Annotated in this window: 19 protein-coding genes and 4 tRNA genes; 11 read left to right on the forward strand and 12 right to left on the reverse strand. The window is 50.0% G+C overall.

Going from position 1 to position 21,015, the window contains the following annotated elements; all coding sequences use genetic code 11:
• Window positions 1–431 precede the first annotated feature (431 nt).
• Both BZG77_RS01670 and BZG77_RS01675 read left to right on the forward strand, forming a co-directional pair.
• Window positions 432–812 carry a thiol-disulfide oxidoreductase DCC family protein gene (locus tag BZG77_RS01670; RefSeq protein WP_077645955.1) on the forward strand — a complete coding sequence of 127 codons (381 nt, stop codon included), beginning with the start codon at window positions 432–434 and terminating at the stop codon, window positions 810–812.
• A gap of 8 nt (window positions 813–820) precedes the next feature.
• Complete coding sequence (locus BZG77_RS01675) at window positions 821–1,462, forward strand: flavin reductase family protein (RefSeq protein WP_077645956.1); 642 nt, start codon at window positions 821–823, stop codon at window positions 1,460–1,462.
• Here BZG77_RS01675 and BZG77_RS01680 read toward each other — a convergent pair.
• The gene (locus tag BZG77_RS01680; protein WP_077521597.1) at window positions 1,459–1,947 is read right to left on the reverse strand and encodes a GNAT family N-acetyltransferase; all 489 of its coding nucleotides are present in this window, start codon (window positions 1,945–1,947) and stop codon (window positions 1,459–1,461) included. The two genes, BZG77_RS01675 and BZG77_RS01680, sit on opposite strands and share 4 nt — an antisense overlap.
• An 88-nt stretch (window positions 1,948–2,035) precedes the next feature.
• Entirely contained in the window at window positions 2,036–3,058 is a 1,023-nt protein-coding gene (gene epmB, locus BZG77_RS01685) for an EF-P beta-lysylation protein EpmB (RefSeq protein ID WP_077645957.1), read from the reverse strand.
• Between the two features lie 33 nt (window positions 3,059–3,091).
• Here epmB and efp point away from each other — a divergent pair, with 33 nt between their 5' ends.
• A complete protein-coding gene (gene efp / locus BZG77_RS01690; RefSeq protein WP_077645958.1) occupies window positions 3,092–3,658 on the forward strand; it encodes an elongation factor P in 567 nt (188 codons plus the stop codon).
• Between the two features lie 67 nt (window positions 3,659–3,725).
• On the opposite strand, the gene frdD is transcribed toward efp, so the two are convergent.
• From frdD to frdA, 4 genes are read right to left on the reverse strand one after another with little or no spacing between them, the layout of a single operon-like run.
• Window positions 3,726–4,088: a fumarate reductase subunit FrdD gene (gene frdD, locus BZG77_RS01695; RefSeq protein ID WP_077460027.1), complete on the reverse strand. Its 363-nt coding sequence runs from the start codon at window positions 4,086–4,088 to the stop codon at window positions 3,726–3,728.
• An 8-nt stretch (window positions 4,089–4,096) separates the two neighbouring features.
• On the reverse strand, window positions 4,097–4,480 hold the full coding sequence (gene frdC, locus BZG77_RS01700; protein ID WP_077645959.1) for a fumarate reductase subunit FrdC: 384 nt from the start codon (window positions 4,478–4,480) through the stop codon (window positions 4,097–4,099).
• Window positions 4,477–5,232 (reverse strand): succinate dehydrogenase/fumarate reductase iron-sulfur subunit, encoded by a 756-nt coding sequence (locus tag BZG77_RS01705; protein ID WP_021023465.1) that lies wholly within the window; start codon window positions 5,230–5,232, stop codon window positions 4,477–4,479. The genes frdC and BZG77_RS01705 overlap by 4 nt, the downstream gene beginning before the upstream one ends.
• Window positions 5,229–7,034: a fumarate reductase (quinol) flavoprotein subunit gene (gene frdA, locus BZG77_RS01710; protein ID WP_077646062.1), complete on the reverse strand. Its 1,806-nt coding sequence runs from the start codon at window positions 7,032–7,034 to the stop codon at window positions 5,229–5,231. The genes BZG77_RS01705 and frdA overlap by 4 nt, the downstream gene beginning before the upstream one ends.
• A 314-nt stretch (window positions 7,035–7,348) precedes the next feature.
• On the opposite strand from frdA, the gene epmA reads away from it, so the two are divergent.
• Window positions 7,349–8,326 carry an elongation factor P--(R)-beta-lysine ligase gene (gene epmA / locus BZG77_RS01715; RefSeq protein ID WP_077645960.1) on the forward strand — a complete coding sequence of 326 codons (978 nt, stop codon included), beginning with the start codon at window positions 7,349–7,351 and terminating at the stop codon, window positions 8,324–8,326.
• Window positions 8,327–8,382: 56 nt separating this feature from the next.
• Here the strand turns inward: epmA and BZG77_RS01720 are convergent, their stop codons facing one another.
• The 5 genes from BZG77_RS01720 to rsgA form a co-directional block, all read right to left on the reverse strand.
• Window positions 8,383–10,260 (reverse strand): methyl-accepting chemotaxis protein, encoded by a 1,878-nt coding sequence (locus BZG77_RS01720; RefSeq protein WP_077645961.1) that lies wholly within the window; start codon window positions 10,258–10,260, stop codon window positions 8,383–8,385.
• A 202-nt stretch (window positions 10,261–10,462) separates the two neighbouring features.
• On the reverse strand, window positions 10,463–12,349 hold the full coding sequence (locus tag BZG77_RS01725; protein ID WP_077645962.1) for a methyl-accepting chemotaxis protein: 1,887 nt from the start codon (window positions 12,347–12,349) through the stop codon (window positions 10,463–10,465).
• A 227-nt stretch (window positions 12,350–12,576) separates the two neighbouring features.
• Window positions 12,577–13,983 (reverse strand): SLC13 family permease, encoded by a 1,407-nt coding sequence (locus tag BZG77_RS01730; protein WP_077645963.1) that lies wholly within the window; start codon window positions 13,981–13,983, stop codon window positions 12,577–12,579.
• 182 nt (window positions 13,984–14,165) lie between these two features.
• Window positions 14,166–15,029 (reverse strand): archaetidylserine decarboxylase, encoded by an 864-nt coding sequence (gene asd / locus BZG77_RS01735; RefSeq protein WP_077645964.1) that lies wholly within the window; start codon window positions 15,027–15,029, stop codon window positions 14,166–14,168.
• A gap of 97 nt (window positions 15,030–15,126) precedes the next feature.
• The gene (gene rsgA / locus BZG77_RS01740; RefSeq protein WP_077645965.1) at window positions 15,127–16,179 is read right to left on the reverse strand and encodes a small ribosomal subunit biogenesis GTPase RsgA; all 1,053 of its coding nucleotides are present in this window, start codon (window positions 16,177–16,179) and stop codon (window positions 15,127–15,129) included.
• Between the two features lie 79 nt (window positions 16,180–16,258).
• Here rsgA and orn point away from each other — a divergent pair, with 79 nt between their 5' ends.
• The 5 genes from orn (at window position 16,259) to BZG77_RS01765 (ending at window position 17,326) form a co-directional block, all read left to right on the forward strand.
• Window positions 16,259–16,804 carry an oligoribonuclease gene (orn, locus tag BZG77_RS01745; RefSeq protein ID WP_021023473.1) on the forward strand — a complete coding sequence of 182 codons (546 nt, stop codon included), beginning with the start codon at window positions 16,259–16,261 and terminating at the stop codon, window positions 16,802–16,804.
• 132 nt (window positions 16,805–16,936) lie between these two features.
• Window positions 16,937–17,012: transfer RNA gene (locus BZG77_RS01750), tRNA-Gly, on the forward strand.
• A gap of 38 nt (window positions 17,013–17,050) precedes the next feature.
• Window positions 17,051–17,126: transfer RNA gene (locus BZG77_RS01755), tRNA-Gly, on the forward strand.
• 30 nt (window positions 17,127–17,156) lie between these two features.
• Window positions 17,157–17,232 (forward strand) — tRNA-Gly (locus BZG77_RS01760).
• A gap of 18 nt (window positions 17,233–17,250) precedes the next feature.
• Window positions 17,251–17,326: transfer RNA gene (locus BZG77_RS01765), tRNA-Gly, on the forward strand.
• Window positions 17,327–17,795: 469 nt separating this feature from the next.
• On the opposite strand, the gene queG is transcribed toward BZG77_RS01765, so the two are convergent.
• Window positions 17,796–18,923, reverse strand: coding sequence for a tRNA epoxyqueuosine(34) reductase QueG (gene queG, locus BZG77_RS01770; protein ID WP_158011406.1), 1,128 nt, complete (start codon window positions 18,921–18,923; stop codon window positions 17,796–17,798).
• 80 nt (window positions 18,924–19,003) lie between these two features.
• Between queG and BZG77_RS01775 the strand changes: the two genes are divergently transcribed.
• Both BZG77_RS01775 and tsaE read left to right on the forward strand, forming a co-directional pair.
• Window positions 19,004–20,476 carry an NAD(P)H-hydrate dehydratase gene (locus BZG77_RS01775; protein ID WP_077645967.1) on the forward strand — a complete coding sequence of 491 codons (1,473 nt, stop codon included), beginning with the start codon at window positions 19,004–19,006 and terminating at the stop codon, window positions 20,474–20,476.
• Window positions 20,477–20,544: 68 nt separating this feature from the next.
• A complete protein-coding gene (tsaE, locus tag BZG77_RS01780) occupies window positions 20,545–21,015 on the forward strand; it encodes a tRNA (adenosine(37)-N6)-threonylcarbamoyltransferase complex ATPase subunit type 1 TsaE (RefSeq protein ID WP_021023475.1) in 471 nt (156 codons plus the stop codon).

A 21,015-nucleotide genomic window follows, 5' to 3' on the forward strand; every position in this document is an offset into this window, starting at 1 on the left:
ACGAAGCAGCGCCGATGGTAGTGTGGGGTCTCCCCATGTGAGAGTAGGACATCGCCAGGCTTTGATTATAACGAAGCAGCGCCGATGGTAGTGTGGGGTCTCCCCATGTGAGAGTAGGACATCGCCAGGCTTTGATTATAAATTGCGCCTATTGCTTGTGATTTTTGATAGCTGCGATGCTCATGTATTGGCATACATTGTGCGTCTCGCTTCAAAACTCCCTGCGAATAGCTCGCAATTTAATCATCAAAGCGGATATGTGTAAGACTTTGATGAGAAAGAAATACGAAGCCCTGACCTAACGGTCGGGGCTTTTTTTTATCTTTAATCTTTGATGAAAAACCAATAAAGCCCTGGCCTGACGGTCAGGGCTTTCTTTTTTTGATCGAGTGTCCCCGCCGGCGCGTATTAATGCCTCGGGAGGTACCATTATGGTAACTGTGTTCTATGACAGCATGTGTCCTTTGTGTGTGAAAGAAATGCGTAAGCTCTCGCGATGGGATGGCGACGATGCGCTGCGATTAGTTGATATTCACCAAGCGGATTTTTCCATTGATTTTCCCAACGTTGATCCCAGCTCGGCGAATCGTATTTTGCATGCACAAGATAATGACGGGCAAATGGTGTATGGTTTAGATGCAACCTATGTAGCGTGGGATGCGGTTGGAAAAGGCGCTTGGGTGAGTTGGTTGCGCTGGCCGGTTATTGCGTGGTTTGCAGACAAAGCCTATCTTTTCTTTGCCCAGCACCGTTATCGGATCTCGGCGATTTTGACGGGCCAAGCACGCTGCCAACAATGTCAGATTAAATAAGGAAACCCATGTCACTGAGCGTGTATGAGAAAGAAGCCATCGTTGCGATGGAAAAACGCTACCGTGCGACTTTTGTGAACAGCTTATCAGGATTTAAATCAGCCAACTTGTTGGGCACCAGCGATACAAACCAACAAACTAATTTATGTATTGTGAGCTCTGCGTTTCATCTCGGAGCAAGCCCTGCGTTAATGGGGGTGATAATCCGCCCTGATACTGTGCCGCGTGATACGTTAGAAAACATTAGAGCGACGGGTTTTTATACACTTAATCACGTACAAAAAGAGATGATTGTGGCGGCTCATCAAACGTCAGCGCGTTACCCTCACGATATCTCTGAATTTGATCAGGTTGGTTTGACGCCTTTATGGCGTGAAAAGTTTGGTGCGCCTTTTGTACAAGAAGCCGCGATCCGCCTTGGTCTTGTTCTCCGTGAAGAGCATACGATGGCGATCAATGGTACTCACTTGTTAGTGGGGGAAATAATCGAAGCGCACGTGCCAGACAGTTGTGTCAGTGAGGATGGCTTTGTCGACATCGAGCAAGCAGGCACCGTTGCCTTGAGCGGATTAGATTGCTACCACACCTCCAGCCGTGTTGGCCGTCTGAGTTATGCTAAACCTGACTGCCAGCCAGAGTGGCTTGATTAGCGGGTACGCGCCATATAATAGGCATCAACAAACTCGCCGTTACGGAACGCAAACTGTTTGGCGGTGCCTTCAATTTCAAAGCCAAATTTTTGATAGAGGCGGGTCGCAGCAGCGTTATCTACATAAACGGTCAGCTCGATCCGTGACACATTCAACCAGTTTTCGGCTAGATCGATCGCTTTTTCCATTAGCGCACTACCAATGCCGCGGCCTTGGTAAGCATCGTGAACGCCCATGCCAATATCTGCAACGTGGCGACGGCGAGGATTCGCGGCAATGACCAAGCCGAGGTTACCGACCACTTTTCCCTCTAGTTCGGCAACCAATGGGTATACGCCATCAGGTACCTGATTAAGTCGCTTTTCCCACATGGCAAGGCTCGGCATCGGCAATTGCAGGGTGCCTGCTTGAGCCTTGGGTTGCGCATAGATATCACGTATCGCCGGAATGTCGTCGGCGTGGTATTGACGAATAATCAGAGACATAACACACCCTTGTGGTGAGCTTGCCTTTCTAATAAACCATGGAATTAAAGATAAATCAACAACTTATATTTAATGGGTTACTGATTATTCACTCTAAATGTAGATCCAGCGGCGTTTTACTTGCTCGGCCACCGGTTTCCCGAGTCAGTCGAGGGACTAAATAGCCGGAGAGCTGCTCGATAATCTCCTGCATTAAGGCGCGCGCTTCATCGTCTGAGACTAAAAAGTGAGCGGCGCCTTGGACTTTATCCAATACATGCAGGTAGTAAGGTAAAACGCCGGCATCAAATAGTCGTTGACTCAGTGCCACCAACGCATCCGCACTATCATTCACCCCTTTTAGCAGCACGCTTTGATTGAGCAGCGTAATTCCCGCTTGTCGCAATGTGTGGAGCTTATCGCTTAACTCGGTATCTATCTCATTGGCATGATTGATGTGAGTAACCATCACCACTTGCAGGCGTGAGCGAGACAAATGTTCAGTAAGCGCAGAGGTGATACGCGCTGGGATCACCACCGGCAGACGAGAGTGAATGCGTAGCCGTTTCACATGATTCATCGGCTCAATGGCGCTGATAAGCCAATCGAGCTCCTCATCTTTGGCCATCAGGGGATCGCCGCCGGATAAGATCACTTCGTCAATTTCATGATGTGCAGCGATATAATCCAATGCACCTTGCCATACGCGTTTGCTGCCCTTGTTGTCCTGATAAGGAAAATGGCGACGGAAGCAATAGCGGCAATTTATCGCGCAGCCTCCTTTAACGATCAGTAACACGCGGTTGTGGTATTTATGCAATAACCCAGGAATCGCATTATCTTGCTCTTCAAGCGGATCAGCGCTGAAGCCCTCCACCTCATTAAACTCCTGCGCGATAGGTAACACTTGCTTAAGCAGCGGGTCGTTCGGATTGCCTTTTTCCATTCGGGCAACAAAACTGCGAGGAACGCGTTGTGGAAACAAGCGGCGCGCGGCAAAACCGGACGTCCATTCCTCAGGTGAAATTTCAAGCAGTTGCAGCAATTCACTGGGATCTGTGATCGCCTCTGCGAGTTCTTTGATCCAGTTTCGCTCAACAGCAGGCTGGATTCGGGTTATGATGTGCGACATTTGTGAAAACTCGAAGATGTTAAGAGGATCAAGATGGCGTCTTTCAGCACCAATGAATTCCGCGGCGGCATGAAAATTATGCTCGATAACGAGCCGTGTGTCATTACCGAAAATGAATTTGTGAAACCAGGTAAAGGCCAAGCCTTTAACCGGGTCAAACTGCGTAAGCTGATCTCTGGCAAAGTCTTGGAAAAGACTTTTAAATCCGGTGATACAGTTGAAGCGGCCGATGTGATTGAAGTGGATATGGATTACCTTTATACCGACGGTGAATTCTTCCACTTTATGAACAACGAAACCTTTGAGCAAATCGCTGCAAACGAGAGTGCGGTGGGTGATAACGTCAAATGGTTGGTTGAAAACAACAGCTGTACGCTTACCCTTTGGAATGGTGATCCGATTGTGGTCACACCGCCTAATTTCGTTGAACTAGAAGTGACGGAAACGGATCCTGGCCTAAAAGGGGATACCCAAGGCACAGGCGGTAAGCCGGCAACATTGACCACAGGTGCGGTTGTACGAGTGCCTTTGTTTATTCAAATCGGTGAAGTACTCAAAGTCGATACGCGCTCTGGCGAGTATGTTGGACGCGTAAAATAATGACCGACAATAAAAAGCCCTGAGTGTGATTCACCAGGGCTTTTTGTTTTATTGCGTTTAGCACACGCTAGATCATTAATACTAAAAGCGCGGCGACGACACTGACCGTAAATGCAATCGCATAACAGACAACTTTGCCTGCCAAGCCGATATGCAGCTTAAGGTCGTGCAGGCCATGGTGAATGCGGTGCATCGCATGCCACATGGGTAGTGCTAAGGTGGCGAGGATAAGTAACTTGCCCAGCCAATGTTCGGCAAACATCATGACACGGTCGTAGCTGAGTGCGCTGGGATCAATAATACCAAGCGGCACTAAGATCCCTAAAATCAGCACAGTAATAGGGGTGAACATGGCGAACCACGTCCCCCCAGCACCAAATAAACTCCACCAAATTGGCTCATCGGAACGTTTTGGTTTGGGATCGATCATAACACCTCCTAAATGAGCACCAAGGCGATCAGTGATACTACAGCCACCGCGCCCCATTGTGCGCCAATCACCCATTGACTATCCAATAGCTTCCCTTTGATTCGAATTGGCATGACTTGTGGCATCATGCTGAAAAACGTCGTGGCGTGGAACAAGCTGGCGATTAACGCGACCAGATTGAGTAACACCACAACTGGATGGGCCATATAGTCAAGCCATCCCTGCCAGGCCTGTGGGCCTTGTACCAAGCAAATTAATCCCGCGGTTAGGCTGAGAGTAAAGAAGACTAAAGGCAGCACAGTTGCTTCTCGTATCATGTAGAAGCGATAAAATGGGTGGTGCAGCCACCAAGTACGAGGCATAGGTCGTACATAAGGTTTACGGTTACTCATCCTGTTACCTCCTTCCCTTCTTTATTGGGATTAAACATGGCGATCACCATATCTTGCGTGGAGGCCACTTTGCCTTGGTTAACCGCTCCAGCAGGATCGACCCCTTTAGGGCACACTTGTGAGCAATAGCCAACAAACGTACACCCCCAGGCGCCGTTATCACTATTAATCAGTGGCATACGCTCGTGTTGACCACCGTCGCGACTGTCCAGGTTATAACGATGCGCAAGTGTGATGGCGGCGGGACCTAAAAAGTCAGGGTTAAGGCCAAATTGCGGACACGCTGCGTAACAAAGACCGCAATTAATACAGGCTGCGAACTGCTTGTAGCGCGCCATTTGTTCAGGCGTTTGCGTATTAGGCCCGTCTTCGGGGCGGCGGTCATTACCTAAAATATACGGTTTGATCGCTTCAAGACGTTCAATAAATGGTGTCATATCCACCACCAGATCTTTTTCGATCGCAAAGTTAGCCAAAGGCTCAATCAGTACCCCTTTGGGGTAATCACGTAAAAACGCTTTACAGGCTAGCTTTGGCACGCCATCAACCATCATGCCACACGAGCCACAAATGGCCATGCGACAAGACCAGCGATAAGACAGTGACTTATCCAGGTTATCTTTGATATAACCCAGCGCATCCAGAACCGACATGGTTTCGTCACCGGTGACCACGAAGTCTTGCGTGTAGGGGGCCTCATCCGTTGCGGGATCATACCTGAGCACTGAGACCTGATAGGTAGCTTGCGTCATTTTGCGTGCTCCTCTTGTTGGTCGGCGCTGTCACGATTCGCTTGCTCTGCTGCATCACCATACAGTCGTGCTTGAGGTTGTGACTTGGTTATTTTGACATCGCTATAGTCGATGCGAGGGCCATGCTCTGCTTGATAGAACGCCAAAGTATGCTTGAGATAGTTTTCATCATCACGGCTGGTGCAGCCTTCATCAAGACGTTGGTGTGCGCCGCGTGACTCTTTACGCTGTATCGCGGAATGTGCCATGGCTTCGGCGACTTCTAGGCCATAGCCTACTTCAATGGCGTATAGCAGGTCGGTATTAAACACACTGCCTTTATCTTGAATGCTGATATTTTGGTAGCGAGCTTTCAGTTCGGCAATTTTATCAATCGTGGCCTGCATTAAGTCTTCTCGACGATAAATACCACAACCCGCTTCCATGGTTTCACCGAGCTCGCGACGAATATCCGCCCAGTTTTCTTCCCCTTGATTAGAGAGCAACTGATCAATGTGCGCTTTCACGTCTTGAATTTGAGCGTCGATGGCCGCTTGGTTCCAATCTGTGAAACTGTTAGCACGCTTGGCAGCGCCCTCACCGGCTAAACGACCGAATACAGCAAGCTCGGCGAGCGAGTTTGAACCAAGACGATTGGCGCCGTGTAAGCCAACAGAAGAGCACTCACCGACTGCAAATAGGCCTTTAACACGTGTTTCCGTTTGCGCGTCGGTTTCGATCCCTCCCATGGTGTAATGCACCGTTGGGCGGATAGGAATCGGCTCTTTGGCTGGGTCAACATTGACATAGGCTTTCGCCAGCTCACAGATAAAGGGTAGGCGCTCTTGAATATAGTCTTCACCCAGGTGGCGCAAGTCGAGATGCACCACATCACCGAGTGTGTGCTTGATGGTGTTGCCTTTTTGTTGCTCGTGCCAAAAAGCCTGAGAGACTTTATCGCGCGGGCCAAGCTCCATGTATTTATTCTTCGGTTGACCGACCGGCGTTTCTGGGCCCATACCGTAATCTTGCAAGTAACGATAACCGTCTTTGTTGACAATAATGCCGCCTTCACCTCGGCAGCCTTCGGTCATTAAGATACCTGTCCCCGGCAATCCGGTTGGATGATATTGCACAAATTCCATATCGCGTAGTGGAATCCCGTGACGATACGCCATGGCCATGCCATCACCGGTGACAATGCCACCATTGGTGTTACAGCTATATACTCGGCCGGCCCCCCCGGTTGCCAATACGACCGACTTGGCTTTGATACAGACCAGCTCGCCCTCTGCCATGTGTAAGGCAATCAACCCCTGTACCTGCCCCTCATCGATAATCAAATCGACAACAAAATATTCGTCTAGGCGCTGGATTTGTGGGTATTTGACCGAGGTTTGGAATAAAGTATGCAACATGTGAAAGCCGGTTTTATCGGCAGCGAACCACGTCCGCTCCACTTTCATACCGCCGAATCGGCGCACATTAATGCTGCCGTCGTCTTTACGGCTCCAAGGGCACCCCCATTGCTCCAATTGCACCATTTCATGGGCGCAATTTTTAACAAAGTAGTCGACAACGTCTTGCTCACATAACCAATCGCCGCCGCTGACGGTATCATTAAAATGATTGTCTAAGCTGTCCTCGTCCTTGATGACGGCCGCTGAGCCACCTTCGGCTGCCACAGTGTGTGAGCGCATCGGGTAGACCTTAGACACCAATGCAATATTAAGAGAGGGATCGGCCTCTGCAGCCGCAATAGCGGTGCGCAGTCCAGCGCCGCCGGCGCCGATAACTGCAATATCTGTAGTGAGGGTCCGCACGTTCATCCTCCAGTGTTATAGGGAAAGCCAGTGCTTGGCTTGTTTATTGTTGTGCTGTCATAGTAGGCAATCTCGTCTGCGTAAAAATTGACTCAGTCGGGGAATTGCCGCGATTTTGCGGGCATGGGTGTTAAATTGCATAAAAGTGTGAGATGAATCGGTAAGTGTGCGATAGCGTTGAAAAAGCGCGCAAGACTTGCAATAGAAATGCGCCATGTGACACGCTAATATTGCGTAACAAGCAAACAGGAAGGCGCTTGTTATTTTGCTCGCTGGCGATAGACTGGCGCCATGGTGCGAACAGAGAATTTTTTATGACCTTAACCACGCAATGGCCACCAACTGCGTCGCTAGAGCAACTGAAAAAGCGAGCCGATATCATGGCACGTCTTCGGCAATTTTTTGCTGACCGTGGCGTATGGGAAGTGGATACGCCAGCACTTAGCCAAGCGGCGGTCACCGATGTGCACCTACATAGCTTTAAAACGTCTTTGGTTGGGCCTGGTTTCGCTGACGGCGTGTCGTTGCACTTAATGACCAGCCCTGAGTTTCATATGAAGCGCTTACTGGCCGCGGGGAGCGGGCCGATTTACCAAATCAGTAAAGCGTTTCGTAACGAAGAAGCTGGCCGTTACCACAATCCGGAATTTACCATGCTCGAATGGTATCGCCCTGGTTTTGATCACCACCAGTTGATGGATGAAATGAACGCGTTGTTACAAGCTGTACTAAGGTGTCAGGCTGCGACACGGATGAGCTATCAAGAGGCGTTTGAGTCTACTACCGGGCTGTGTCCATTAACCGCGGAAATTGCTCAGCTGCGCGCACTTGCGGCCACCCAGGGATTGGCCGATATCACCCAAGATGAGACAGATAAAGATACCTTGTTGCAACTGCTTTTCTCGGTGATGGTGGAGCCCAATATTGGCTTACAGGCGCCTGTTTTTGTTTATGACTTTCCCGAATCACAAGCAGCGTTAGCAAAAATTAGCCAAGCAGATCCACGCGTCGCGCATCGCTTTGAGGTGTATTACCAAGGAGTTGAGCTGGCAAATGGTTTTTATGAGTTGCAAGACGCTTGCGAACAGCGTCGGCGGTTTGAGGCGGATAACCAAGCGCGGATTGCACGAGGATTAGCGCCACAACCTATCGATACGCACTTGCTCGCCGCATTAGAGGCAGGCTTACCCGATTGTGCGGGCGTGGCGCTGGGTGTTGACCGCTTAGTCATGCTGGCTTTGGGGTGTGACCATATTAATGCGGTGACCGCGTTTCCTGTTTCGCGCGCTTAACAAGGCCGCACCGATAAAAACGCCGCTCGAAGGCGGCGTTTAGGGCAGGCACCGGTTTAGACTTTAAATTTAGATAAGTCTTGATGCATGTCTTGAGCCGCCTGCGCCATGCTGTCACCTTGGTCGCCTGTGGCGCTCGCTTGTTGATGGATCTCGTAGGAGAGATCTTTTACCGCTTGGGTATTGCGATTAATATCGTCGGTGACCGCGCGCTGCTCTTCTGCGGCGCTGGCAATTTGAATCGCCATTTCTGAAATCCGCCCAATCGCAGTGGTGATTTGGTTGAGACGCTCACTCGCAGCTTCAGCACGATCAACGCTTGATGTCGCCATCTCATTACTTTGCGTCATATCATCCACGGCCCGTTGCGTCGTGTGTTGCAGGGTCTCAATCATATTGCGAATTTCTTCGGTGGAGTCGTGTGTCCGTTGGCTTAATACCCGTACTTCATCGGCGACTACCGCAAAGCCGCGCCCTTGTTCACCCGCGCGTGCCGCTTCTATCGCCGCATTCAATGCCAACAGGTTGGTTTGTTCCGCCACCCCTTGTATGGTCGCAATAATTTGGTTAATACTCTGCGCGTTCTCATCCAGTTCACGGATCACATTGGTGGCGCGCTCGACTTGCTGAGCCAATTGAGTGATGGCGTCGCGGTTGTCACCTACCACACTTAACCCTTCTTGGCATGATTGCTCCGCTTGTTGCGCCGATGTGGCGGTATCCTCGGCATGACTGGCCACTTCGTTGGCGGTGGTTGACATCTCATGGATCGCGGTAGCTATTTGGTCGACATCGTTTTGCTGCTTGTCGACTAATTGACTCGATTGTAACGCATGGGTTCGGCATTCCTCGGCGCTTTGCGACAATGTCATGCTTTGATTGACCGCTTTACCAACCATTTGCTGAAGTTGTGCAAGGAAGGCGTTAACGTACTCGGCCAATTCACCAATTTCATCGCGACGGGCTATGTTGATCCTTTGGGTCAGATCACCTTCACCGGCAGAGAGCGTCCGCACCGCTGCGGTTAATTCACTCAACGGCTTGAGTAATTGTTTAATCAGGGCCCCGGCGATAAAGGCGATCACGACAAAAAGAATGACTGAGGCGATCACCACAAAAGTAATTTGCTCTGATACGGAGGCGTAAGCTTGCGCTTTATCTTCGACAATACCCAGCGTCCAATCGGTGTTGGGGACGGTTATTGCAGCAAGCAGTTTTTCTTTGCCGTTGAGCTCAAAGGTGGTGAGTTGGCGTTGCGCACTGGCATTGGCCATAAAGTTGCGAGTCAGCTCGTCATCCAGATCGGTGAGTGGTTGGCGACTTAAGTCTGTATCACGATACGCGACGAGGCGATTTTCACCGTCGACCAAAAAGGCAAAGCCATTACTGATCTTCAAATTGAGCACCTGGTCGACGATATCAGTCACGGTGACATCGGCGGCGATCACACCTTGGTATTGGCCATTAAAGGCCTTGGCTAAACTGACCACTAGGCTACCGTCAAAATCCTGATAGGGCTCAGTAATAATAAGTTCATTGACTCCACTCGCACTCTGGTACCAGGGCCGTGTGCGCGGATCGTAATCCGCTGGCCAGTCTTCACTTTTATCACCATAAGCAATGCGTCCATCGCTAAACCCAGCATAAACGGATAAAAAGTGCCCCGCACGCTTCGTCACTAGCAGTTCACGATCGACATTGGCGTTATTCGCAATCAGCGTCTCATTGGCCAGAAGCATATCGGCACGCGTACTTAACCAGCTATCAATGAACTGAGTGGTGGCATCACCGACATCATGCATTTGCTTGGTAATGCTGGTGGTGGTTTCAGTTTGGAGCTGACGCACAGAAATGCTGGCAAGCACCGCACTGACCAGCGCGACGATAAAGGCAATAGCCACAATAATTTTCAGCTTAATTGTCGGCTTGGACATAGACACATTTCCATCTCATTAAAAAATAGCTTTGAGTGTATACGCAAGGCTTACAGCAAAGTTAGATCAATGAGGCAAATCGCGTTGATAACTGAGGATAAGGAATCGTTGAACGCAGAATTTGTGATCTTTCTGCCAATAGAGAGGCTGCCTACTGGTATAGGCAGCCTGGTTGCATCGCCGTGTTTATATCGTTGACGCGTTAGACTTTAAATTTAGACAAGTCACTGTGCATCGCCTGCGCGTCTTGCGCCATTTGCTCGCCTTGCTCCCCCGTTTCGTTCGATTTTTGATGAAGCTCCAGTGATAAATCGCGCACCGCTTGGGTATTGCGATTGATATCTTCAGTGACGGCACGTTGCTCTTCAGCCGCGCTGGCAATTTGTGCCGCCATTTCGGAGATATCGCCAATCGCGCCTGTGATTTGATTGAGTTTATCACTGGCTGAGGCGGCGCGATCGACACTGGAGGTGGCCATTTCGTTACTTTGGGTCATGCCATCTACCGCACGTTGTGTCGTGTTCTGCAGCGTTTCTATCATATTGCGGACTTCTTCGGTGGAGTCGTGCGTGCGTTGACTCAGTACACGTACCTCGTCAGCGACCACCGCAAACCCTCGGCCTTGCTCACCAGCACGCGCAGCCTCAATCGCGGCGTTAAGCGCCAGTAAGTTCGTTTGCTCGGCAATCCCTTGGATGGTGGAAATGATTTGATTAATACTTTGCGAGTTTGTGTCTAGCTCTCGAATCACATTGGTGGCTTGTTCGACCTGTTCTGCCAACTGTGTGATCGCGTCACGGTTACTTTCCACGACCTCTAAGCCAGCCCGGCATGAACTTTCTGCTTCTTGGGCTGAACGAGCGGTTTGTTCGGCATTGCTGGCCACTTCATTGGCAGTGGCTGACATTTGGTGAATGGCGGTCGCGATTTGATCGACATCACCTTGCTGTTGTCCGACCAAACCGGTGGACTGATGCGCAAGGTTTCGACATTGGTCCGCGCGTTCAGACAATCCCACACTTTGGGTGACGCTTCGACCAATCATAGCTTGCAATTGCGCTAAAAACGCATTGACGTGTCCAGCTAACTCACCGATTTCATCGTGGCGCACAATATCAAGACGCTGAGTAAGGTCGCCACTGCCTTGCGATAAGGAACTCACTGCGTGCGTCAGCTGAGTCAGCGGGGCCAGCATACGGTGAATGAGGAAGCCGGCAATAAAAGCGATAACGACAAACAAAATCACCGATGTGACCAACGTGGAGACTATTTGCTCGGAGACGGAGGCAAACGCCAGTTGTTTGTCTTGAACCACCCCTAGACTCCAGTTAGCGTCTTCCACTTTTGTGACTGCAATGAGCTTTTCGCGGCCATCGCCATCGAACGTCACGGTGCCCAGTGCTTGGCTGTTTCGTGCATTTTGAATGAAGGCTGGTGTGAGCTCATCGTCGACCTGCGTTAAAGCTTTTCCACTCAGCGCGGTATCGCGATAGGCGACCACCTTATTGTTGCTATCAACCAAAAACGCGAAGCCTTCGTTGGGTAGGCGTACGTTAAGCACCTCTTTGACAATGGCGTTGACAGATAAGTCAGCAGCAATAACCCCTCCGAACTGTTGATTAAATGCTTTAGCAAAGCTGATGACCATGCCAGCGCCATTGGCATCGACATAAGGAGGCGTAATAATTAAATTGTTTGCCGCATTGGCTTGCTTATACCATGGACGTGAACGAGGGTCGTAGTCGGTTGGCCAGCTTTCGGTTTTATCACCATAGGCGATGGTTCCATCAGCAAAGCCGGCATAGACGGTAAGAAAATCACCCTGGCGTTTGGTCAGTAATAATTCGCGATCAACATTCGGTTGGCTAGCAATCAAAGGCACATTCGCGACGAGCATTTTGCTACGGATGTCGAGCCATTCTTCGATAAAGTTGCTCGTTGATAGCCCCACATCTCTCATTTGAGCGGTGACGCTTTGTTCGGTTTCTGCTTCAAGTTGATTGACTGAAAACCATGCCTGTACTGCACTGACTAAGGCGACGACCAAAGCAACCGCAAGTAATATTTTGGTCTTGATGGTAAATGTCATTAAAGATCCCTCGTCCTACCACACTATGACGACACTTCCTTATTGAGTGTCTGCGTAATTGTAGAAAGCTTGATCCTGGGAGGGGATAGAATTTAAAAAAAAGTTCTCCTCTCAAGCTCGCTAACGCCTGCATTACTCGTGCTGCCCCATTTGTGATCAATAAAAACATATACTTATGAAGAATGAAAACGACTTGCCGGTTTTTTGTCTCATCGATGAAACGCCAGTCATGTTAATAAGACAACCCCACCATAAACCAGCATCAAACCACTGCCCCCGAGAATAAGGCCGACTTTGACCAGATCTTGACTACTGATAAACCCCGTGGAGTAAGCGAGCGAGTTGGGCGGGGTCGATACCGGTAAAATCATGCCGAGAGAGGCGGAAAAAGCGACAACAATGAGCAAGCCTTGCATGCCGCCAATGCTTGCTAACGCTGGCATGGAAGAGACAATCGCCGCCGCAATCGGCATTAACAAGTTTGCGGTCGCTGTATTGGACATAAAGTTAGCCATCAGCCAGCAAATCACCGATAAGGTAATTAAAACGGTCATGGCAGTGAGCAAGCTGTAATCCACTGCATGGGCGAGGGCTGCGGCGAGACCGGTTTGATCCAGTGCGATCCCCATTGCAATCCCGCCGGCGACCAGCCAAAGCACATCCCAGTTAATTTGCTTAAGCTCTGGCTTACCAATGATCCCTGTCAGGGTAAAAATAGCCAGAGGGATCACCGCGACGACATACGTATTCATGCCATGAGCGCCTGTGGTGAGCCACAGAACAATGGTCAGCGCAAAGGTAATATAGACGGTATAGGCTTGCCAGCTTTGTAAAAAACGGCCTTCTAACGCAAGCTCCACGCGAGTGTGTTGACTGCGAAAGAGGCGTTGTAACAGCCACCAAGCAAAACTAAGTTGGACGATCACGAAGGGGAGCCCCATCTTCATCCAGTCTAAAAAGGAGACTTGATATTCGCCGGTTAAATACTGTAGCGCGATCGCGTTTGGCGGTGTGCCGATAGGGGTAGCGATTCCTCCGGTATTCGCGGCGACCGGAATGCAAAGCACCATCGCTTTAATTAACGGGTCGCCTTTGGGTAGCACACTGATAATGGGCGCTAATAGAGCCAACATCATGACAGTTGTCGCGGTATTGGACATAAACATTGAAAATACCGCCGTGATCAACATCAGCCCCAGCATAATGAACTTGGGGTGTTGGCCGAAAGGTTTGAGCAACACGCGGGCAAGGTTAATGTCGAGCTGATATTTAGACGCCGCGATAGCCAACGAAAACCCACCCATAAACAGGATGATAATAGGCGATGAAAACGCACTTAATATATCGGTGTAAGGAATTAACTCGCCACGCGGATGATGAGGCGTTATGCCACGAAACCAGTGCAAGCCTTTGTCTGAAATCATGATCAGTTGCAGGGTGATGATGAGTAAGGACGTAGAAAAAACGGGAACGGGCTCAAGCACCCACAATAACGCGGCCATTAAAAAGATGGCTAATAAGCGGTGCTGAATAATCGTAAGATCGGCAATAGGCAACCAATCGGTGGGGATAAGCAGTAATAATAAGGGGAGGCTGAGTGCGACAAGTAGCTTGATAAAACGAGCATTAACCACAAATACGCTCCTTCGTCATTGGTGGGCGACCGCGTCATGCCTTACGGTTGGWTAGGCAAGCGCTTTGTTGCTAACAGAATACCCCCAATAATACGGACCTTGCCTGTTGATTAACGGGAAAAATCTCCGAATTTCGACACAAAAAAGGGGCATAAATGCCCCTTATCTCACAATTTTTTCGATTACGCCTGCCGATGTGCGTAGGGCTGCCCCATTTGCGTAGGCGTGCCAGGGGTAACTTGGTCGTCGAAGTGCAGGGCACCGTGTGGAAAGAGGTTAATCACGGTTGAGCCCAGTTTGAATCGGCCCATCTCATCACCTTGGACAAAGTGAATCGCTTGCTCGCCCTCGGTCGGGTATTGCCAACGACGAATGCTGCCGCCAGTTGGCGGTGTCACCGTGCCCGCCCACGTGGTTTCAATGCTACCGACAATGGTCGCACCCACTAAAATTTGCGCCATGGGGCCGAAATCTGTTTCAAAGAGACAGACAACACGCTCATTGCGTGCGAACAGGTTGGGAACGTTTTCTGCTGTTACCGGGTTGACTGAAAAGAGATCGCCAGGAATATAGATCATCTCGCGCAGTACCCCGTCGCATGGCATATGGACGCGGTGATAATCACGCGGTGAGAGATATAAGGTGGCGAACGTTCCCTCATCAAATTGGCTGGCGAGTGCTGCATCGCCGCCGATTAATTCGGTTAATGAAAAGTAGTGGCCTTTGGCTTGGATTAATTGCCCCTGCTCGATGCGTCCCGCTTGACTGACGCAGGCATCGGCAGGAAAAACCAAGGTATCATTATCGCCTTCGATGGGACGTAACGCAGGTTTTAGCTCACGGACAAAAAAATCATTAAAGGTGCGATAGTAGCCAGGATCACTGACCTTTGCTTCGCCCATGTCGACGTGATACTGCTTAATAAACCACTTAATCACCGAGGTTGTGAACCAGCCGCCTTTTAAGCTAGCCAATTTGCCCATGACTCGGGTAAGAGCGTGTTTCGGCGCAAGGTATTGCAGCCCGACTTTTAAATCGTCTCGCACAGTTTCGTCCTGACAAGTTATAGAATGTTAATTAGGCTCAATGCGTGCTATGGATTGGCACGCAGTGTAGCGAATCAATACGTGTAGTGACAGCGGCTCACAGTTGCTTGTTTCGTGAGAACTGTCGATTATCTTTTGCTTCTTTCATGCTTTCAATAATACGGTGGTAGCTGTCAAAGCGTTCCACACTAATATGGCCATCTTCGACCGCTTGACGAAGCAGGCAACCTGGGTCGTCGCCATGTTTGCAGTCGCGGAATTTGCACCCACCTAAATATTCACGAAATTCGACAAACCCCTGGGCGATTTGTTCCGGTTCAAGGTGCCATAAACCGAACTCGCGCACGCCAGGTGAGTCAATGAGATCGCCCCCTTGGGCGAAATGATACAAGCGTGCCGCGGTCGTGGTGTGTTGCCCCAGACCTGAGTTTTCTGATACCTGATGCGTTTGCGCATGCACATCGGGTAATAAGGTATTGACTAGGCTTGATTTGCCTACGCCTGATTGCCCCACGAACACACTGACATGTTGATCCAATTGTTCAACCAGTGTCGACATGCCCTCACCGGAATCGGCGCTCACCATCACCAAGGGATAGCCAATATCTCGATAGATATCGAGCAGCGTCTCGACCATTTCTCGGCCGTCATCATCCAACAGGTCGACTTTATTGACCACAATGAGCGGGGCGATATTGAGCACTTCACACGCAATTAAGTAACGGTCGATAATATTGAGCGATAGCTCGGGCAAGATCGCGGCCACGATCACCACTTGATCGATATTGGCGGCAACGGGTTTAACGCCGTCATAGTAATCAGGCCGTGTCAGAACTGACATGCGATCATGTACCGCTTCAACCACACCGGCAAACCCCTCGAGTGCTTCTTTGCCTGGGCGCCAAATGACGCGATCACCTGTTACCAGGCTACTAACGGAACGACGAAGATTGCACCGGTGTATTTTCCCTGTTTGCGGATCTTCAATGTCGGCATGTTGCCCAAACCGCGTGATCACTCGGCCTTCACGAGAGGACTCAAGGGCAGCATCTTCCCATTGGATGTCGTTATCGTGTTGTTTGATCCGACGTTGCTGGTTCGATCGAACCCGCCGCAATTGGCCTTTAGTAAGCTTTTTCTTTTTTGCCACGTTGACTCTTATCAGTTAAGTTGGCTTTCATATCAAGCACAGTATGATACATGGTTTACCCATAAAAAAGGCAAGTTCAATGGCGTTCAGTGAAAACAATTTAATCTGGATCGATCTGGAAATGACCGGGCTCGATCCGGACACCCACAAGATCATTGAGATCGCAACGATTGTGACCGATGCACAGCTTAATATTCTGGCAGAAGGGCCGGTATTAGCGATCCATCAGCCGCAAAGCGAACTCGATAAAATGGACGATTGGTGTACGCAAACGCATACCCAGTCTGGTTTGGTTGCGCGTGTGCAACAAAGCCAAGTCAGTGAGCAAGCGGCTATTGAGCAAACGATCGCATTTTTATCTCAATGGGTACCCGCGGGGGCCTCCCCGATTTGTGGTAACAGTGTGGGTCAAGATCGTCGTTTTCTCTATCGTCATATGCCAGCGCTGGAGCGTTATTTTCACTATCGCACCGTGGACGTCAGTACGCTGAAAGAGCTTACGCGCCGTTGGCAGCCCGAAATACTGAATGCGTTTTCTAAAAAAGGCACCCATTTAGCCCTTGACGACATTCGGGAATCAATTGCAGAATTGCAGTTCTATCGCGAAAGGATCCTGACGATCTGATTTTCTTTTCGTCGATCTGTTGCTCTTTTGAGCGATCAAAAGAAAAAATCATAATTTTGCTTATCAGCACTTGCAACCCGGTTTTTTCTTCGTATAATTCGCAGCCCTAACGACGTGAATCGTCTGTTGAAAGCGACATTAGCTCAGCTGGTAGAGCGCAACCTTGCCAAGGTTGAGGTCACGAGTTCGAACCTCGTATGTCGCTCCAAATTAAATATCGATCTGATAGTGATCAGGTCGATCTAAGCGACACTAGCTCAGCTGGTAGAGCGCAACCTTGCCAAGGTTGAGGTCACGAGTTCGAACCTCGTGTGTCGCTCCAATTTAAAATTCGATGTTACGCATCGGCAATGCGACATTAGCTCAGCTGGTAGAGCGCAACCTTGCCAAGGTTGAGGTCACGAGTTCGAACCTCGTATGTCGCTCCAAATAACAATTCGGTATAAGCGACACTAGCTCAGCTGGTAGAGCGCAACCTTGCCAAGGTTGAGGTCACGGGTTCGAACCCCGTGTGTCGCTCCAATCACTTGGTTAACCGCAAGTGTGGCGTTACATATAGCGCCGTCTTTAATGCTGTGAAGCATCATCTCTAGCATCAAATTCACACCTTACGTACTTCCTCTGGAAGCGGCGTATTGGCGCGCTTTTAATTACTAATACACAGCCTTATCCACAAGACTCATTTTGTGGATAACTTGGTTGATGAATTCTATAAAGCCCGCCATACTGGTGATCTTGTCAGCAAGCACGAGGATGATGTTGTACACCGGAAATAAACACCATTTCTCTCTATTTAGCTGAAAATAAAGGGGAATAGTGTATTTTTTCCAGGTTGACTAATGCTTTTCCACAGTGTTATTCACTATCGTGATCTTGCTCGCTTAATATCCTGCTTATGTGTTTAACTATCAAAAAGCGCACCATAAACACACATTACTTAATAGTTTTCCACATAATGTGAATGGCGTCATCTTTCTGCTATTTAACAGTGCTAAGCGTCTCGCGATAACCCTTTTTCAATGATGCGCACCAGGCGGCGAGTGCCGGTGGGGAGTAAGGCCACATCAATGCGCTGTCGTTTGTTTTCTTGCTCACCGAGCGCCCACTCAATATGTTCATCAACCAATGTATCCTCTCCATGCCGGGCTCGTAAGCTCGCAACGATCTCTGGATCATAAGGCGCGTTGCCCATCGCGATAGCAAGATTGCGTCGCCATTTTTTAATCCCAATACGACGAATGGCCGACCCTTGCGTTAAGGATAAAAAAGTGTCCTCATCCCAATTAAAAAGTGTGGTGAGCGGCTGTTGGTCAAGGCTAGGGCGACAGTGAAAGTCGGCTTCTAAGGTGAGTTCAGCCTCGCGGTTGAATGGACAAACGAGCTGGCAGTCATCGCAACCGTAAATGCGGTTACCTATCGCGTGGCGAAACTCCATAGGGATCACACCATCATATTCAATGGTGAGGTAGGAAATACAGCGCCGGGCATCGACCACGCCTTCCGCAACAATCGCTTGGGTTGGGCAGCTCGTCATACAAGCAACGCACTTGCCACACTGATTATCAACGGGCGTATCCGTCGGTAAAGGGAGATCAACCAATATCTCGCCGAGGAAAAACCAGGATCCCGTTTCCTCGTTAAGGATCAATGAGTGTTTACCTGTCCATCCCAACCCTGCTTTTTCTGCCAACGGACGTTCTAAAATCGGTGCCGAGTCGACAAAAGGGCGATAGCCATAGGGACCAACCTCGGCTTCGATTTGCTGCCCCAGCTTTTTCAATCGGTTGCGGATGAGTTTGTGATAGTCGCGCCCTAAAGAATAGCGACTCACATAACCTAAACGTGGATTGGCCAATGTGGTGGCAAATCCCGCTTCTGGTGGTAAATAATTCATGCGTACACTGATCACGCGTACCGTACCAGGCACCAACTCCTCTGGGCGCGCACGCATCATGCCATGTCGCGCCATCCACGCCATCTCACCATGATAGCCATTGTCGAGCCAACGTTGCAGTTGCGCCTCATATTGCTTGAGATCAACATCCGTGATCCCGACATGCTGGAAGCCTAGCGCTTGTCCCCATTGCTTGATACGTTGGGCTAATTGGTCGAAATTAATCGATGCATCGGGCGTGGGTTGCGACATAGCGGTAGATCCTGAGGCCTTAAGTGGTGCAGTACAATCAATGGAGGCAGTTGATGGCGACAAGTTTACCACAGAGTTTCTATCGTGCAGAGCAAGTTCGTGAAGGCGAACAGGCTGTCGCGCGTGCGTTGGATATTCCTATGTATCAGCTGATGTTAAGAGCTGGCCAAGCCGTCTTTGATAGTATCAATCAGTATTACCCTAACGCGGCACGGTTATTGATCGTCTGTGGTGCGGGCAACAACGCTGGCGATGGTTATGTGATTGCTCGGTTGGCGAAATCAGCAGGATTAAATGTCACCATATGGTCATTGGTCGCGCCAGAAAAACTCAGTGGCGACGCGGCAACCGCTTGGCAAGAGTGGCAAGATTGTGGTGGAAGCGTTATTAAGACCCAGCCTACTGTCACGCAGTTTGATGTCATTGTCGATGCCATGTTGGGCACCGGTTTATCGCGCGCGGTTGAAGGCGATTTTGCCCAAGCGGTCAGGGTGATTAATCATTGCCACGTGCCAGTGGTGGCGGTTGATATTCCGTCTGGCTTGTGTGCCAACAGTGGCTGTGTAAAAGGTGTGGCAATCGCAGCGGATATAACGGTTACCTTGATTGCATTAAAACAAGGCTTATTAACCGGGCAAGCGGTCACGCATCGCGGTGAACTTATTTTTGCTGGTCTCAATGTAGCAACAGCCTTTGCACGTCAAGCGGAACCGGCTGGGCAGCTGATCAGTGACGATATCAAAACGCAATGCCTCCCGCCCCGAGCGCGCAGCGCACACAAAGGGCAATTTGGTCGCGTTCTTTGTTTAGGCGGTGACCATGGTATGGCCGGTGCCGTGACGCTTTGTGCCCAAGCTGCGTTACGCACTGGCGCCGGCCTCGTCAAAGTTGTGACGCAAAAAGACCATACCTTGATGCTCGTCACGCGTCAGCCTGAGCTAATGACGCAAAGTTGGGCGCCGGGCCAATCATTAGGTGATGCCTTGTCTTGGGCCACCCATATGGTTATCGGCCCTGGACTTGGCCAGAGTGCGTGGTCGGATGCACTCTGGACCATTGCCCTCTCGGCACGGTTGCCTAAGGTTGTTGATGCGGATGGATTAAATAAATTAGCGCGGCAACCCCAACACCGCGACGATTGGATTCTCACGCCTCATCCAGGCGAGGCCGCTCGCTTATTGGGCTGTGAAGTAAAAGAGGTGGAACTCGATCGTTTTGCCGCCGTCAAAGCGATACAAACACGGTATGGTGGGGTCGTTTTGCTTAAAGGGGCAGGAACGATCGTATATGATGGCACAGATTATGCTGTCGCAAATGTGGGCAATCCTGGCATGGCGTCTGGGGGAATGGGCGATGTGCTCTCGGGGGTAATCGGTAGTTTGTTGGCGCAAGGCGTTGATTTATTCTCGGCGGCAACATTGGGTTGCTACCTTCATGGTAAAGCGGGTGATTACGCCGCTCAGGCCGGTGAAAGAGGATTGCTCTCCAGCGATTTGTTTCCCTATTTGCAGCAGTTAGTGGATTAGAGAAACGCGCCTGGTTCAGTAATCAGAGCCGTTTATGACATAAATAACAGACGAGATCCCAAAGTAGTATGACCCAGACTTTTATCACTCAGTTGACCGATGCGGATCGCACGGTGGCTTTCGGCGCGGCACTGGCGCGTGCTTGTACGCAAAGTACAACCTGCTATCTACATGGCGATCTTGGTGCGGGAAAGACCACGTTTTGCCGCGGTTTTATCCAGGCGATGGGGCATACCGGTAATGTCAAAAGTCCAACCTATACCTTGGTTGAACCTTACGAGCTAACACCTTGGCAAGTGTATCATTTCGATCTCTACCGTTTGGCGGATCCAGAAGAGTTGGAGTTTATGGGGATCCGAGATTATTTTAATCAACAAGCGCTGTGCTTAATTGAATGGCCAGAAAAGGGAGAAGGCTGGTTACCGCATGCCGATCTGGATATCACTCTGCGTTACGATGGAGAGCAGCGCAACCTTATTATTGATGCCAATAGCGCGGCAGGCCTGGCTATTATCGACCGCCTAGAATGGGAAGACTAG

The organism is Salinivibrio sp. IB643 (assembly GCF_001996105.1).
Taxonomy (GTDB): domain Bacteria; phylum Pseudomonadota; class Gammaproteobacteria; order Enterobacterales; family Vibrionaceae; genus Salinivibrio; species Salinivibrio costicola.

Bases quoted from the DNA above. Each gene is read 5' to 3' on its own strand.
- epmB (WP_077645957.1), bottom strand. From the start codon at position 3,058: ATGTCGCACATCATAACCCGAATCCAGCCTGCTGTTGAGCGAAACTGG.
- efp (WP_077645958.1), top strand. From the start codon at position 3,092: ATGGCGTCTTTCAGCACCAATGAATTCCGCGGCGGCATGAAAATTATG.
- BZG77_RS01675 (WP_077645956.1), top strand. From the start codon at position 821: ATGTCACTGAGCGTGTATGAGAAAGAAGCCATCGTTGCGATGGAAAAA.
- epmA (WP_077645960.1), top strand. From the start codon at position 7,349: ATGACCTTAACCACGCAATGGCCACCAACTGCGTCGCTAGAGCAACTG.
- BZG77_RS01725 (WP_077645962.1), bottom strand. From the start codon at position 12,349: ATGACATTTACCATCAAGACCAAAATATTACTTGCGGTTGCTTTGGTC.
- BZG77_RS01670 (WP_077645955.1), top strand. From the start codon at position 432: ATGGTAACTGTGTTCTATGACAGCATGTGTCCTTTGTGTGTGAAAGAA.
- BZG77_RS01720 (WP_077645961.1), bottom strand. From the start codon at position 10,260: ATGTCCAAGCCGACAATTAAGCTGAAAATTATTGTGGCTATTGCCTTT.
- BZG77_RS01680 (WP_077521597.1), bottom strand. From the start codon at position 1,947: ATGTCTCTGATTATTCGTCAATACCACGCCGACGACATTCCGGCGATA.
- orn (WP_021023473.1), top strand. From the start codon at position 16,259: ATGGCGTTCAGTGAAAACAATTTAATCTGGATCGATCTGGAAATGACC.
- BZG77_RS01775 (WP_077645967.1), top strand. From the start codon at position 19,004: ATGGCGACAAGTTTACCACAGAGTTTCTATCGTGCAGAGCAAGTTCGT.
- frdC (WP_077645959.1), bottom strand. From the start codon at position 4,480: ATGAGTAACCGTAAACCTTATGTACGACCTATGCCTCGTACTTGGTGG.
- frdD (WP_077460027.1), bottom strand. From the start codon at position 4,088: ATGATCGATCCCAAACCAAAACGTTCCGATGAGCCAATTTGGTGGAGT.
- tsaE (WP_021023475.1), top strand. From the start codon at position 20,545: ATGACCCAGACTTTTATCACTCAGTTGACCGATGCGGATCGCACGGTG.
- BZG77_RS01705 (WP_021023465.1), bottom strand. From the start codon at position 5,232: ATGACGCAAGCTACCTATCAGGTCTCAGTGCTCAGGTATGATCCCGCA.